General features: G+C 56.4%; 14 protein-coding genes, 1 tRNA gene and 1 riboswitch. Of the genes, 4 read left to right on the top strand and 11 right to left on the bottom strand.

Annotated features, from left to right (window positions below; all coding sequences use genetic code 11):
* Positions 1 to 3050 (bottom strand): cadherin-like domain-containing protein (locus OS189_RS06765; RefSeq protein WP_267166525.1); only part of this gene is annotated, 3050 nt, incomplete at its 3' end.
* A 980-nt stretch (positions 3051 to 4030) separates the two neighbouring features.
* On the opposite strand from OS189_RS06765, the gene OS189_RS06760 reads away from it, so the two are divergent.
* Positions 4031 to 4183, top strand: a complete 153-nt coding sequence (locus OS189_RS06760) for a hypothetical protein (RefSeq protein ID WP_267166524.1) — start codon at positions 4031 to 4033, stop codon at positions 4181 to 4183.
* Between the two features lie 242 nt (positions 4184 to 4425).
* Here the strand turns inward: OS189_RS06760 and OS189_RS06755 are convergent, their stop codons facing one another.
* Complete coding sequence (locus OS189_RS06755) at positions 4426 to 4605, bottom strand: hypothetical protein (RefSeq protein WP_267166523.1); 180 nt, start codon at positions 4603 to 4605, stop codon at positions 4426 to 4428.
* A gap of 37 nt (positions 4606 to 4642) precedes the next feature.
* Positions 4643 to 4718, bottom strand: a tRNA-Lys gene (locus tag OS189_RS06750).
* A gap of 97 nt (positions 4719 to 4815) precedes the next feature.
* Between OS189_RS06750 and dapF the strand changes: the two genes are divergently transcribed.
* Positions 4816 to 5658, top strand: coding sequence for a diaminopimelate epimerase (gene dapF / locus OS189_RS06745; RefSeq protein ID WP_267166546.1), 843 nt, complete (start codon positions 4816 to 4818; stop codon positions 5656 to 5658).
* Positions 5655 to 6908, top strand: coding sequence for a tRNA (N(6)-L-threonylcarbamoyladenosine(37)-C(2))-methylthiotransferase MtaB (gene mtaB, locus OS189_RS06740; RefSeq protein WP_267166522.1), 1254 nt, complete (start codon positions 5655 to 5657; stop codon positions 6906 to 6908). The genes dapF and mtaB overlap by 4 nt, the downstream gene beginning before the upstream one ends.
* Before the next feature lie 67 nt (positions 6909 to 6975).
* Here the strand turns inward: mtaB and OS189_RS06735 are convergent, their stop codons facing one another.
* The 5 genes from OS189_RS06735 to OS189_RS06715 form a co-directional block, all read right to left on the bottom strand.
* Positions 6976 to 7758 carry a cytochrome c1 gene (locus tag OS189_RS06735; RefSeq protein WP_267166545.1) on the bottom strand — a complete coding sequence of 261 codons (783 nt, stop codon included), beginning with the start codon at positions 7756 to 7758 and terminating at the stop codon, positions 6976 to 6978.
* Between the two features lie 12 nt (positions 7759 to 7770).
* On the bottom strand, positions 7771 to 9114 hold the full coding sequence (petB, locus tag OS189_RS06730; RefSeq protein ID WP_267166521.1) for a cytochrome b: 1344 nt from the start codon (positions 9112 to 9114) through the stop codon (positions 7771 to 7773).
* A 12-nt stretch (positions 9115 to 9126) separates the two neighbouring features.
* Positions 9127 to 9687, bottom strand: coding sequence for a ubiquinol-cytochrome c reductase iron-sulfur subunit (petA, locus tag OS189_RS06725; protein WP_267166520.1), 561 nt, complete (start codon positions 9685 to 9687; stop codon positions 9127 to 9129).
* A 180-nt stretch (positions 9688 to 9867) separates the two neighbouring features.
* Positions 9868 to 10479, bottom strand: a complete 612-nt coding sequence (locus OS189_RS06720; protein WP_267166519.1) for a glutathione S-transferase — start codon at positions 10477 to 10479, stop codon at positions 9868 to 9870.
* A gap of 70 nt (positions 10480 to 10549) precedes the next feature.
* Positions 10550 to 11173 carry an FMN-binding negative transcriptional regulator gene (locus OS189_RS06715; protein ID WP_267166518.1) on the bottom strand — a complete coding sequence of 208 codons (624 nt, stop codon included), beginning with the start codon at positions 11171 to 11173 and terminating at the stop codon, positions 10550 to 10552.
* Between the two features lie 64 nt (positions 11174 to 11237).
* Positions 11238 to 11394: riboswitch (FMN riboswitch) on the top strand.
* An 81-nt stretch (positions 11395 to 11475) separates the two neighbouring features.
* Here OS189_RS06715 and OS189_RS06710 point away from each other — a divergent pair.
* Positions 11476 to 11895 (top strand): 6,7-dimethyl-8-ribityllumazine synthase, encoded by a 420-nt coding sequence (locus OS189_RS06710; RefSeq protein ID WP_267166517.1) that lies wholly within the window; start codon positions 11476 to 11478, stop codon positions 11893 to 11895.
* On the opposite strand, the gene OS189_RS06705 is transcribed toward OS189_RS06710, so the two are convergent.
* The 3 genes from OS189_RS06705 to thiB are packed head-to-tail and all read right to left on the bottom strand — an operon-like array spanning position 11892 to position 15080.
* Positions 11892 to 12584, bottom strand: a complete 693-nt coding sequence (locus OS189_RS06705; protein ID WP_267166516.1) for a thiamine ABC transporter ATP-binding protein — start codon at positions 12582 to 12584, stop codon at positions 11892 to 11894. The two genes, OS189_RS06710 and OS189_RS06705, sit on opposite strands and share 4 nt — an antisense overlap.
* On the bottom strand, positions 12571 to 14127 hold the full coding sequence (locus OS189_RS06700) for a thiamine/thiamine pyrophosphate ABC transporter permease ThiP (protein ID WP_267166515.1): 1557 nt from the start codon (positions 14125 to 14127) through the stop codon (positions 12571 to 12573). Before OS189_RS06700 ends, OS189_RS06705 begins: the two co-directional genes overlap by 14 nt.
* Entirely contained in the window at positions 14103 to 15080 is a 978-nt protein-coding gene (thiB, locus tag OS189_RS06695) for a thiamine ABC transporter substrate binding subunit (protein WP_267166514.1), read from the bottom strand. The genes OS189_RS06700 and thiB overlap by 25 nt, the downstream gene beginning before the upstream one ends.
* Positions 15081 to 15108: the final 28 nt, after the last annotated feature.

The following is a 15108-nucleotide window of genomic DNA, read 5'->3' as shown; positions in this document are numbered from 1 at the left end:
GGATCGCCGCTCGCCATATCCGTCAACCCGCTGTTAACTCCTGCTGTGCCAACCTGTAGACTGTACAACAAAGGAGTCGTTGCCGCCGCGCCATCCGCGCCCATCTCCACATCAAACAGATCCGCAAACCCCTGCGACACAACCATCCCTAGCGCCGCATCAGACGTTGTAAGACCAGGAGGTGCATCAGCATTGATCGTTATGGCCGGCACATCATCAGCGATCGCGACAACCAGATTTGAAATGCGGGTATCGCCATCGGCATCGACTACGGCCACTTCAATCGTGTCGGTCAACGAATCGCCGGAGGTGCTTGCGTGAAGGAGGGTGTTTTCATCAAGCCTGTAAATAAAGGAAATATCACCAGTTTCGGGATTATATCCTGTGACCGTCAGACTACCGTAAGGCGTTTGAATATCGGGAATTGAAGCGGAATCGATATTTAGCAGCTGTTCCAGGGTAAGGGGAGTGCCGGATAGGCTAACCTGTACAAAATTGCCTTCGGTAGTGCCGACGTTCAGGGAAGACTGTATGCGATCCGTGCCCGATTGGGGGTCGGTACCAGTGGGCAAACCGGATTCGCTTACTGCAATATCGTGCGGTGCATTGGGCTGCTGATCTTCTGGAACCAGTCCTGCAACCTTGCGCGTATCGGTCGCTACGTTTCCGAAGGGATCCGTCGCTGTCGCAATGAACGTGACTTCTGACGGGCTTAACGGCGTTTCTGGTGAATAGCTCCATGTTCCATCCGGCCCGACATTCACTTCGACAGGATCGCCCCCGTCGATTGTGAGAACAACCGTATCTCCCGGCTGTGCCTGCCCCGTAATTGTCGGAACGGCACCGTCGATAACAGTGACCGGATCAATGGACACCTTTGTTCCTGTGTCCTTCAGGATTGTATCAGTTGTGACAACGGTATTTCCTTGCGCGTCTTCCAGCGCGACATCAACAGTCAGCACCCCGTCATCCAGACCGCCCAGATCGGCGGCCAGGATATAGGTACCATCAGGGTTTATCGTGACTTGTTCCAACGGAATGGAGACTGTGTTTGTGCCATCAGTCACTGTGATCGCGGTCACCGACCCACCGGTGGGCACCCGTCCCGTGATCGCAACATTTTGAAGATCATCGATTGTGGCCAGAACACCGTCTTTGACATCGGGATCCGCAACGCTTGCATCATCCGTGATGATTGCGTTGACAACATTGATAGTCCAGTCACCAGTTGCGCGAGAGGTATCTGTGCCGCTTCCGTCATCCACCGTGTAGGAGACTACAACATCGCCGGTAAAGCCCGGCGCAGGTTCAAACGACAAATGGCCGTTTTCATCAATGGAAACCGTACCGCTACCATCACCGAGAGTGACAGGAGCGCCAACACTGATTGGTTGACCGTCAACATGGGTGACCACCAAGTTAGCAGTTTCGCCTTCGTCAATGTCGGTATCGTTTGCGAGGACGTCTTTCGACGCCGTCTGACCGACAGAAATCAGGGAGGTATCATCTCCGGCGATGGGACTGTCGTTGCGACCTACCAGCGTGATGGTGATGATTTCACGTGCCAGATCGCCATTGGCATCGGTGACCGTAACCAGATATTTCTGGGTCAGTGTGGCGCCTTCGGGCAAGCTATCCAGTGCTGCATCGTCAACCGTGAATGTCCAGTCGACAACGTCGTCAACTGGCGGAAGAAGCTCAATAGAGCCAAGGTACGAACCATCGTTGACAACAGGCTCTGCTGTTGCGGTGAAGCCGCCAGCGTCACCGGTGAAACGGATTGTTCCGCTTGCAACCAGTTCCTGAGAATTTTCCAGAGGCGAGCCATCTACGCCCTCAATCAGCGACCCGTTCAACGCCGACGCGTCGCTATCGATAACAGGCGTATCATTTGAACCGGAAATTGTAACGGTCACGGTTTGCTCGGCCCAGCCACCGGCAGCATCAGTCACACGAATTGTGACAGTATCGGTCAGCGTTTCACCAACAGCCAGCCCCTGAACCGCGTCCAGATCATTGTTAACTTGGTATGTCCATGCACCGGACGCATCAACGCTGAAGGTGCCGAATGTACCAGCGCTGTCACCGACGATCGCCCATGTATGTGTGTCGCCCAGATCAACATCACTTACGCCCAATTGGCCGCCGGTGGTAAGCGCACCGTCCTCCTGAACCGCGCCTGCTTCTGCGCCATTGATCGCGGGTAAATCGTTTGTTCCCTGAACGTTTATTGTCAGCGTCGCGGTATCCGTGCCGCCGTTTCCATCGCCAACTGTATACGTGAAGACCTCGGTGCCGTTATCACCCGCACCAAGCGACTGTGTCGCGCTCAGATCATTATTCAGAACATAGGTATAGCTGCCATCGGAATTCAGCACCAATGTGCCGAACTCACCCTCCAAAGCGGATCCTACCACACCGTCAATATCGCCGGCCTGAACGCCGGTTACGGTGAGGGGGTCACCATCCGCATCGGTATCGTTCGCCAGCACATTACCTTGCGTCTGGGGCGTGCCGCCATCGGGCTGGTTGCCACCATCGGCAACACCGGCTTCGACAACGGTATCCGCATCGTCGCGCGCGACCGGCGCGGTGTTTTCATCCACAACCGGCGGTTCAATAACAATCGGCGGGTCGGTGTCACCGTTACTACCTGCAATTGCCGCAATCAGCCCTGCACCGGAGATCACGCCCAAAATCGGTGACATACCTGCAACCCAGAGCGGGGGCACCAACAGGTCATGCTCGATCTCGGCAATCTGGAAACAATCCCATGGCTCTGTGTACTGACCCCACCAGACGACCTCGTTTTCGTCTATGAACACGATGTCGTTGCGTCCGTCTTCGAAAGTGCCGAAAAAGTTGGCGATGGTTACCTTGCTTCCGTCTTTCAGCAGCAACACCAGATCGCTCCCGACCTTGTCAAAACGCGCCACCTCTTCCGGCCCGAAGCCGAGCGTTACAACACTGGGTGCATCCAGTTGTAGCTCTGTCGTGCCACTTACCTGGGTGGTGGAACTATCGGATTTCAACGTAACTGTTTTGATCATTACAACGCGCCTAGATTAAGTGTGTCTGAAGAGACAAATGTCCGGCAGGGTGCAGGCCGGATTTCGGTGGGGGATCGGAAAAGCGAGCAGGTCAGCCCGCGTTCGGAAGCATCGAAATTCCCATCGGAGTTTCGCCAAATTGCATCCAGCATTCGCTCGACCTCTTTCTTGACACCGCCGCTTCCAAGACAAAGGGAGCGGATATTGCTCAGTTTTCTGCTTATTTTTAATGAACTATTAGCAACCTATCCGCGATAGGTATAGGCGATTTAGCCGCTGCCATGTCCTACGCTGACGATATCCGATCAATTGCCTTCATTTTCGAGCTAACCAGAAGTGGGGGAAGTCGTGATCCAGATATAAATCCTTCAGCGCTCGATTGAGCAACGACCTTTATTTTCTACGCATTCCCCTCAACATAAGAAGACCTTTTGAAATCTCAAACACCTGATTTAATTGAAATATTTTATGAAAACGAGATAAGGGACAGCAATTCGATCCTGATGGAGATGGTGCAGCTTCAGATGTAGAATTTGAAAATACTTCAATCTGAAGTCATGCGCTGATCCGCCACGTTTCAATAGACTGGGAGAATTGCAGCGTCATTCCCCCTGCTTCAAAAAACAAGCGATTTCACGCTCAAAATTCAGCCGATAGAAGCATTCCTCAGCGCCTGAACATCAAACCAAAAGTCTGCTGCTGAAATCACTAGTCAGAACTGTTGTAACCATGACACCGTTTGCCTGCACGCACTCTGCTGAATAAAGGAAACTTTGGGCGGGGTTTAGGCGTGAGCTTAATGGTACCATCCGTCCACAACATGCGAATGGGCACAACAGGTTTTGGCATCTGATCCGCTATGCTCTTCGCGTGGAAGATATCAACGCTCCCGCTCGCCTGCCAGAGAAAGCTGAATAGTTTTCTGTTTGGAGCCATCCCGACCTCTTGCTGATCCAGAACTGCGGGATGCCATACCGGCTGTGGCGACATGGCAAGGTGGAACTGGTCCCACGCTTGATTACGCTGTCGAGGGATGGGGCGCCGGATACTACAAAAGCGCGCAGTTGGTCACATCGGATAACAGCCGCCAGACGCTTGACCGATTTCGTGATGCCAAGCTTGCGTATCATTAGGCATTCTCCCAATCTCGTCACGCGCCACCTTACCAATAGCTAAACGCTTTCGGCTTCTGGTTTGAAAATCGAACACCGACAAACGGGCCTGTCGGCGCAGCGTGCGCAGTTGCCGACGGGCGTGTAAATGTTGCCGCGCTGGATGCCGTTTCTTGGCGCACAATGTCGAAATACGATTCTTTTCACCGAATCTGAGAGGTCCGGAATTGGGATCGCCTACACGCGAGCTACCGTTGATGACATCAAAAGCGCACAATCCCGATGCTGTCATCCATGCTATTGATGCGGCTGTTTCCAGATTGAATGACGTGGATATAGATCTGCCCGGCCTTAGCGGAACCGTGAGCATCCCCCGCGAAGAATATCTGGCGGCTGCGAACCCCGAGGAGGTTCCCCACAGCAACTGGAGGGAAACCACCCATCCACGATCCTTCTACCAGATTATACATCGGAGAAAAATGGTGAGCCCGTCCGGGTTCGAACCGGAGACCTACTGATTAAAAGTCAGTTGCTCTACCAACTGAGCTACAGGCCCACTGTCGCGGTGTTTAGAAAGCTGTGCGTTACGGGTCAACCCCCATAACGCACGAAATTCATTCACACTGCTGGAATAAATCATGCGCTACCGCTATATGCCCTCAATGAGCCTTATTTCCCCTTCTCCTTTGCCGTTTATGAAAATGCACGGACTTGGAAACGACTTTGTCGTTTTCGACGCCCGCGAGCATGAAATGCCCCTGTCTGAGGGATTGATCCGTGCAATTGCGCACCGTCAGAAAGGAATCGGCTTTGACCAACTGGCCGTGATCGCGAAAGGATCAGGGGATGCGCATCTGACATTCTATAATGCAGACGGCTCTACCTCAGGCGCGTGTGGCAACGCCACGCGCTGTATTGCGCGCCACCTCATGGATGAGCTTGGCACAGAATCGCTTCACCTCACTACGGATCGGGGTGATTTGTTTGCCAAGGATGCCGGTAATCGCCTCACCTCCGTGAATATGGGGCAGCCGCAACTGGTCTGGCATGAAATTCCGCTCGCGGAACAGATGGACACGCTGGCCCTGCCCATTGATGGCGCGCCGGTTGCCACTGGCATGGGCAATCCGCATTGCACCTTTTTCGTGGACGACGTCGAAGGTGTTGACCTTGCCGCGTTTGGCGCCGCGCACGAGCATCATCCGTTATATCCCCAGCGAACCAATGTACAGATTGCGCAGATCACCGGCCCCGACCGCATCCGCATGCGGGTGTGGGAACGTGGTGTGGGGATAACGCTCGCGTCCGGCTCCTCTTCCTGCGCTACCGCCGTTGCAGCAGCCAGACGTGGCCTGACAGGACGTGCAGTGCGCATTGATCTGGATGGCGGAACACTTGCCGTTGAATGGCGCGATGACGGGGTCTGGATGACCGGACCGACAATGCACGTGGCCGATGGCACCCTCACCCCCGAATTTATCGCGAGTGCAACATGAGCGCCCCTGTCTTTTCCAACCACGGTTGCCGCCTGAACCAGTACGAACTGGAAGCCATGAAAGAACTGGCAGGTGAAGCGGGGCTGAAGAACGCGGTGGTTGTGAACACCTGTGCCGTCACGGCAGAGGCTGTGCGAAAGGCACGGCAGGACATTCGCAAGCTGCGCAAGGCAAACCCCGATGCGCGGCTGATTGTTACCGGCTGTGCCGCGCAGACAGAACCCGCGACATTTACGGCCATGCCCGAAGTGGATGCCGTCATCGGCAACACCGAAAAGATGCTGGGCGAAACCTGGCAGGGTCTTGCCGCCGATTTCATCGGTGAAACCGAAGCCCTGCAAGTGGATGACATCATGTCGGTGACCGAAACTGCAGGACATCTGATTGACGGCTTTGGCACCCGCAGCCGCGCCTATGTGCAGGTGCAAAATGGCTGCGATCATCGCTGTACGTTCTGCATTATCCCCTACGGGCGCGGCAATTCACGCTCGGTCCCTGCAGGGGTTGTAGTGGACCAGATCAAGCGGCTGTTCGACAAGGGTTTTAACGAAGTTGTGCTGACAGGTGTGGACTTGACATCGTGGGGCGCAGACCTGCCCGCCACGCCTAGATTGGGCGATTTGGTGATGCGCATTTTGCGGCTGGTGCCGGATTTACCGCGCCTGCGAATCAGCTCCATCGACTCGATCGAAGTGGATGAAAACCTGATGCAGGCCATCGCCACCGAGCCGCGTCTGATGCCGCACCTTCATCTGTCACTGCAACACGGCGATGACATGATTCTGAAACGTATGAAGCGGCGGCACCTGCGCGGCGATGCGATTGAATTTTGCACCCAAGCGCGCAAGCTGCGCCCCGACATGACATTTGGGGCTGATATAATTGCCGGCTTTCCAACAGAAACGGATGCGATGTTTGAGAACGCGCTGAAGTTGGTGGCAGAGTGTGACCTGACGTGGCTGCATGTTTTCCCCTACTCCGCGCGCGAAGGCACGCCAGCCGCGCGTATGCCCGCCGTGAACGGTGCCACGATCAAAACCCGCGCTGCCCAACTACGCGCCGCGGGAGATGTGCAGGTGCAAAAGCATCTGTCCGCCCAAGTTGGGCAGACCCATCAGGTACTAATGGAAAACCCGCATATGGGCCGCACACAGCAATTTACAGAGGTGCAATTCCAGACGCCGCAAGTGGAAGGTACAATCGTTTCAACCGTTATCAACGGGCACAGCGGGACACACCTTACCGCCTGAAGCCACCGGCAGAATAAGAAACGCCCGCAGCGTAAGCTACGGGCGTTTTCAGTTTTATCGCTTTGGCTTAGTGCTTGTGCTTTACACGTGCCCAAATGCGCTTGTTGGTCAGATACAGCAGGACGGAAAGCAGTGTCAGGAACAGCACACCGGCGAAACCGGCCTGCTTGCGCGCACCCATCTTGGGCTCTGCTGTCCACATCAGGAACGCGGCAACATCTTCCGACATTGCTTCGACGGTATTGGCGTGCCCGTCAGCAAATTCCACCGCTTCATCATACAACGGGGGCGCCATCGCGAGCCAGCCACCTGGGAAGTACTTGTTTTCGTAAAGCGTTGTGCCCGCTTCTTCCTTTTCTTCACCGGTATAACCGTGCAGCAGTGCCGCGATGTATTCCGCGCCGCCAGTACCTTTCAGCAACTGGTTGATGCCCAAGCCGTAAGGCCCGTGGAAACCGGCACGCTTTTTCGCCATCAGGGACAAATCAGGCGCGTTTTCAAGCGCTGAATTCGGGAAGTGATCAACCGGAGTTGCTTCGCGGAAATCATCCAGATCGGCATCGAATACTTCAAACTGCTTGGAATACTCAATCACCTGTTCTTCCGGCAGCTGCGGGCCGCCTTCATCACCAAGTGTACGCAGTGGCACAAACTTCAGACCATGGCACGATGCACAAACGTCCGTGTAAATCTGAAGCCCACGCTGAAGCTGGTTAACGTCATAGGATCCAAAAGGACCGTCAAACGAAAAGTCGATATTCGGTACCTTGTGTTCATTGCCACCGCCTGCCGCAAACGCGGCAGGAGCTGTCAGCGCCAATACGGCGGAGAGGAGTGTTGCTTTGATCATGTTCATCTCAATTTACTCCGCGGGGTTCACGATTGTAGAGGTGCCGCCTACTTTGGGCGCGTAATGCGCGTCAAAGTCCGCTTCGATTGTTTCAGGCTGTGCATCGGGTTTCTCGAAGACACCCAGCAATGGAAGGATCACGAGGAAGTAAGCAAACCAGTATGCCGAAGCGATGAGCGAGAAGGTTGCAAACGGCTCTTCTGCGGGCATGGCACCCAGCCACATCAGCGCGAAAAAGTCGATCACCAAGAGGCCGAACCACCACTTGAACATCGGACGATACCGCCCTGAACGCACACGGCTTGTGTCGAGCCATGGCACCGCGGCCATAACTGCAATCGCACCGAACATGGCCAGTACACCAAAGAACTTGGCGTCGACGATGCCGCCGGTCAGCGTTTCAGCGATAATCACAACCCAAACATCAGAAGTGAACGCGCGCAGAATTGCGTAGAACGGCAGGAAATACCATTCGGGAACGATGTGCGCAGGTGTCACCAGCGGGTTTGCTTCGATGTAGTTATCGGCGTGGCCGAGATAGTTCGGCATAAAGCCGACCACCGCAAAGAACACAACAAGGATCACGGCCAATGCAAACAGGTCTTTGATCACAAAGTAGGGCCAGAACGGCAGTGTGTCTTTCTCTGCTTCTTCTTTGGAGGTCCGGCGCACTTCAACGCCGGTCGGGTTGTTGTTGCCTGTGCTGTGGAATGCCCAGATGTGCAGGATCACAAGACCCGCAATCACGAAAGGCAGAAGATAGTGCAGCGAGAAGAAGCGGTTCAACGTGGCGTTATCAACCGCCGGACCGCCCAAGAGCAATGTCTGGATCGCTTCACCAACAAATGGCACCGCACCAAACAGACCCGTGATCACAGTCGCGCCCCAGAAGGACATCTGCCCCCAAGGAAGCACGTAGCCCATGAACGCGGTCGCCATCATCAGTAGATAGATGATCATGCCGATGATCCATGTGATTTCACGGGGCGCTTTGTAAGAGCCGTAGTAAAGGCCACGGAAAATATGTGCATAGACCGCAATAAAGAACAGCGACGCGCCGTTTGCGTGCATGTACCGCAGCATATAGCCGCCGTTCACGTTACGCATGATATGTTCAACCGAAGCGAACGCCATGTCGACATGCGGTGTATAATGCATCGCCAGAACGATGCCTGTTACAATTTGCAGCGCCAGACAGAACGTCAGAACAATGCCCCAGATCCACATCCAGTTCAGGTTCTTTGGCGTTGGGATCATCAGCGTGTCGTACAGCAGGCCAACGATCGGCAGGCGGGAATGAATCCACTTTTCGCCTTTTGTCGTCGGCTCATAAAGGTCGTGAGGAATTCCTGACATGTGTTGCTTCCTTTAACCGAGTTTAATTGTGGTTTCGTCGATGAACTCTGCAACCGGTACAGGCAGGTTCGTCGGCGCGGGGCCTTTGCGGATGCGACCCGCCGTATCGTAGTGCGATCCGTGACACGGGCAGAACCAGCCGCCGAAATCACCAGCGCCGTCGCCGATTGGCACGCAACCAAGGTGCGTACACACACCCATCATCACCAACCACTCGCCCGCTTCGTCCAGCGTACGGTTTTCATCCAGCGCAGGCGCTACACCGATGTTTTCGTTCTGGGCAACCGGATCGGGCAGATCGGACAGATCGACAGCGCGACCCTGTTCGATGTCTTCTGCGGTGCGACGACGGATGAAAACAGGCTTACCCAGCCATTTGACCGTCAATTGTGATCCGGCCTCAACACCGGACACATCAACACGGATAGAAGAAAGCGCCAGCACGTCGGCAGACGGGTTCATCTGGTTGACCAGCGGCCAGACAGCAGCACCAACTGCTACCGCGCCTGTGCCGGCTGTCGCGTAATAGAGGAAATCCCTCCGGTTGCCTTCGATATCATCAGCGTGTGACACGTCGGTTTCTCCATAATTAGGCCGCTCGGCGGCAAACAGGAATCCAGACGCACTGGTCCTCAGGCGCCGAATATTGGTTTGGTATCTAACTTGCAGTACAGGAGTCGTCCAGATGGTTTAGACGCGCAAAGGGTCGCACTGCGATAAAATCACCCGCAATTTGGTCACCTTTTACACGATTTAACCCGCAGGAGGCACCGTTGACTTCATCGACGCGCGCGATTCGAAATTTTTAAACCACTCTGCCAGCCCGTCGTTGCCCTTGCGCCACTCCCGCGCATCATGGCGGAAGTCGACATAGGCCAACGCGCAAGCGACCGCGATCTGGCCCATATCAAGAGGCGCCTGAAGATGGCTCATCCAGCGGGTATTCAGCGCACCGACGCTGCGCGCGATCTTGTCCCACTGTCCTTCAACCCATTCCGGCATCCGTTTGTCTTCGGGGCGCAGGCGCGCTTCATAGGTCATCAGCAATGCGGCATCCAGAATACCATCTGCTGTGGCCTCCAGCGTCAGCGTATCCCAGCGGCGCGCGCCCGTCGGGTACAGCTTGTCACCGCCACGCGCATCAAGATAGGCGGTGATAACGCGGCTATCATACAGCGTCGGCCCGTCAGGACGCTCAAGCGCGGGGACTTTGGCGAGCGGGTTTTTCGCCAGCAAAGAGGAATCAGCTGCGATTGGTGTGGTTGCCACGTCAATCAGTTCAACATCATCCCGCTGTCCTGTCTCTTCGAGCAGGATCATCACTTTGCGCACGTAAGGTGAGGTCGGGGCGTAATAGAGTTTCATGGCCGGATTCCTTTGAGAGCGTTGATCTGGAGTTACTCTTTACAGCGCCAGCGGATTTGGCAACCGCAGATTAGGTGTGGTCAAGCGCGCGCATCATGGCTGCGATTTCCGCCGTTTCACTGCCGATTCCGCTGTCCCCCAGTTGCTGCGCCGCCGCAAGGCGTACCGCCTCGGGCTTATTCTGGCCCAGCTTCCATGTTCCATCCACACCCGCCACTGCAAAGCGGAAAGGCACGATCATACGCATCATCTTTTCCAAAACTTCCGGCGTCATCTTTGCCGTGGTCCAAGCTGTTTTCGGCGATAGCTGCGTCTCATATGCGGCGGACTGACGGTCCAGCATGTCGCGCATGGCCTCTTGCGGCAAACGCTCCAGCGTTCCTGTCAGATGTACCGCGATATAATTCCACGTGGGCACCTGATCCTCCACACCGTACCAGTCGGGCGACACGTAACTGTCCGGCCCTGATACGATAATCCTGGCCTTGTGCGGCCCTGACCCCAGCCGCGCGATGGGGTTGGAGCGGACCAGATGCAAATCCGCGCTTGTGCCGTCATCAGACAGCAAAAACGGCACGTGGCTGATGTGCGGGCCATCATCGCCATTCAGCGCCAGCACACCGAACCCCCGTTCGCGTGCATAGCCAAGGTTGCGGGCGGTATCGGCATCATGGAAAACCGGATTGGGGTGCATCGCGCCCTCCTGAAAATGTGATGTGATAAGCTATTGCAGAGGTATGCGTTGCTTGGCAATCTGCACCTGTTCTCAGGGCGGGGTGAAACTCCCCACCGGCGGTATGGAGGGTCCCTCCAAGCCCGCGAGCGCTGCCGACCTTTCTTCGAGAGGCGGCGGGACAAGCAGATCCGGTGAGATGCCGGAGCCGACGGTGATAGTCCGGATGGAAGAGAATGCAGGATAGCGGCAGCACCGGTAAGGTGCGGCTGAAATTCTGTAATCGCCTTGGGTGGACGTGTCGAACCTTAAGGAGAAAACCAATGACAGACACCCCCGCCCGCTTCGCCTTTGTCAAAGCACAGTGGCATGCTGAAATTGTAGATCGCGCCTATGACGGATTTGTGGAAGGCACACCCGATGCGCAAACGGACGTGTTCGATGTACCCGGCGCATTTGAAATGCCCCTAAAGGCGCAGCAACTGGCCAAAACCGGAAACTACGACGCAATAATTTGCGCCGCTTTTGTGGTGGATGGTGGCATATACCGCCATGATTTTGTCGCCGCAGCTGTGGTGGACGGGCTGATGCGTGTCGGACTTGATACAGGTGTGCCCGTGTTGTCGGTATCCCTCACCCCGCACCAATATCAGGAAACCGATCATCACAACACAATTTACCGCGCGCATTTCATCGAAAAAGGTCGCGAGGCCGCGCGCGCTGCATTGGCTATCACGGCCTAGCCCAGATATGCGCGCAACTCCGGCGGTGGATTATCCATCAACGCTGCCGCCAGACGTGGCGCATGGGCGCGCCCCCCTTCGACAAAAATTACTTCGTCCGCGATGCGGCGTACATCATCCGGCGCGTGTGTGACCATCAACAGCGCGGCACCCGTTTGGGCCGCCATATCCTGCACCAGATCCAGCATTTCGTTGCGCAGCGCCGGCCCCAAAGCGGCAAACGGTTCGTCCAGTAGCACCAGAGGGCGCGCTTGCACCAGCACCCGCGCCAGCGCCGCGCGGCTTTGTTGTCCACCTGACAGATTTCCGGGTTTGGCCTGCGCAAATGCTGCCAGATCGACCTGCTCCAGCGCGGCTTCGACCTTTGCGCGCTCGGCTGCGTTCATTCCCAGATCAGGGCGAAGTCCCAAGCCGACATTTTGCAAAACCGTCAGATGCGGAAACAGGTTATTGTCCTGAAACAGCATCGTCATGGGCCGCACAGCCGGAGAGGTGTTTGTGATGTCTTGCCCGTTCCAGAGCATCACCCCGCGCGCAAGCGGGATAAACCCGCAAAGCGCCCCCAGCAGCGTGGATTTGCCCGCACCGGACGGGCCAATCACCGCGTATTTGCGCCCTGCCTCCAGCGTGAAATCAGCTTCCAGGCGAAAATCATCCTGCACAATTAGCGCATCATCAAGCTTCAGCACGCCAGCGCCCTCCCTTGTCGCATATCCAGAATATCCCGAGGCTGAGCGCCAGAAGCAACAGCGCTGCGCCTGCCGCCGCATCCATGCGGTAGGCCCCCATCAGCCGCACCATCTGCAACGGCAGTGTCACACGATCAGGATCGGCGAACAGTGCAATCACACCCAGATCACCCATCGACAGTGCGCCTGTCAGACCTGCGGCATATCCGATCGGGGCGCGCAACCGCGGCAGCAGTACGACGCGCCACAAACGCCAGCCTTGCACGTCCAGCATCAGGCTTAGCCGTCCGTATTGCCGCACCGCGTCCCGCATGGGCGGCACCAATATGCGCAACGCAAAGGGCAGCGCCATCATCGCATTCACCAGCATCGTAACCACCAGCGCAAAATCAAACGGATCGGCGACAGGGTTGATTACAATGAACCAGCCTGTCCCGATCATCAGCGGCGACGCGGACAAACCCAGCAGGCCGATCGCCTCCCCCCCGTCTGCCTTGCGGGCTGCGATCCACCCCGCCATCGGCAGTGCAAGGCCAAGCAGCACAGCGATGCTGGCAATCGCCACCATAATCGAGATACCCGCCGCGTGATAAACCTGCGCCGGCATCTGCGCCCAACCTTGCACACCACGCCAAACGACGGCCACCAGAGGCACCAGCAAGAACAGCGCCGCCAACACGATCACGATTGTATCAACAATCCTCTGCACCCCGCCACGTGCATCCCAACGGGGCATCATCCTGTCCAACCCGCCGCCAAGCGTTATGTCGGGAACAAGCCGCAACACCAACAGCGCCATGCCACCCGCAAGCACCAGTTGCACGACAGACAACAGCGCCGCACGGCCCAGATCAAAATCGAAACGGAACGCCTGATAGATCGCCAATTCGATTGTCGTGGCACGCGGGCCGCCACCCAGCGTCAGCGCCACAGCAAAACTGGTCAGACAGATCACAAACACCAGGGCCAGCGCACCGGGAACCACCTGCATCAGCATCGGCCACTCCACAGCGCGAAACATCGCACGTGGTGTCAGGCGGATTTGTGCAGCAAGGCGAAACCGTTCAGACGGGATATTCTGCCATCCCATCAACAGCAGTCGCGTTGCCAGAGGCATGTTGAAAAACACATGCGCCAGCACAACACCGTGAAACCCGTAGATCGACACGGCGGGCAAACCTGCGGCCTCCAGCGCCGTATTCAGCCAGCCGCTGCGCCCGAAAACCGCCAGCAGACCCAACACTGCGACGATCACCGGCAGGATGAAAGGTGCTCCCAGCAAGGTCACCAGTGCCCCGCGCCCAAAAAACCGCCGTCGCGCCAGGGCGCGCGCTACGGGCACCGCCAACAACACCGACAAACCCGATGACCATAGCGCCTGCAACACTGTAAACCGGATCGCCGCCCAGTCGGCAGCGCCCAAGCCTGCGCCAGTCTCTGCACGACTGATCACTGCGCCCAGCGCCAGGACGATCAGCGCCAGCACCAAAAGCGCCGCGCTGATCCCTGTCTTGCGGCTTATTGCGAGAGCGCTTTGAGCCATTCGGCCAATGCTTCCTCACGAAGTGCCGGAACGTTTTGCACATCAACGTGCAACGCTTTTTCAGGCACCGTCAGCGTCTCGAAGCCCTTGGGCAGACCCGCATCAGGCGTCACTGCGGGATACATCCAGTTGGTTGTCGGCAGTATCGTTTGCGCCGCATCAGACACCATGAATTTCAAAAATTCTGCGGCAAGTTCAGGTTGATCAGAGCCTGCCAGCCTGCCCATGACCTCGATCTGCATATAGTGGCCTTCGTCAAAAATGGCGGCCGCCTTGCTGTCGTCTTCCTCGGCGATCAGGTGATACGCCGGAGAGGTGGTATAGCTCAGCACCATGTCTGCCTCGCCTTCCAGAAACAGGCCGTATGCCTCTGACCAGCCCTTGGTCACCGTGACCACATTATCAGCCATTGCCTCCCAGATCGCAGGCGCCTCATCACGATAAGCATTCTTGACCCACATCAGCAGGCCCAATCCCGGTGTTGACGAGCGCGGATCCTGAATCACGATTTTCAGATCACTCTCGCCCAGCGCTTTGAAATTTGCCGGCGGTGTTACGTCTTTATTGTGAACAAACGCAAAATAGCCCCAGTCGTAGGGTGCAAATACAGGGTCGGTCCATTCAACCGGAAGAGCGTAGTCCGCAACTATATCCGTTTCCTGAAACAGCCCTGTTTCCTGTGCCGCAGCGATCAGCGCTGTATCAAGCCCCATCACCACGTCCGCGTCCGAGCGCGCGCCCTCCAGCTTCAGCCGCGCCAGAAGCGCTGCGCCGTCCCCCAAGCCCACCAGCCTGAGATCACAGGCGCAAACCTCTTCAAACGCTTTTTCAATCGCAGGACCCGGGCCCCACTCGGAAACAAAACTGTCGTAGGTGTACACAACAAGTTCAGGCGTTTCAGCCATGGCCGTTGTGGCAGCCAGAGTTGCAGTCGCAAACGTGAGATACTTCATAGCATCCTCCAAATTGCGGCGTCAGAAA

Origin of the sequence: Sulfitobacter sp. F26169L (assembly GCF_026410285.1) — a bacterium.
In the GTDB taxonomy this organism is placed as follows: Bacteria; Pseudomonadota; Alphaproteobacteria; order Rhodobacterales; family Rhodobacteraceae; genus Sulfitobacter.
The sequence above is the reverse complement of the archived record's forward strand: the minus strand, read 5'-3'. Positions and strand labels throughout refer to the sequence as shown.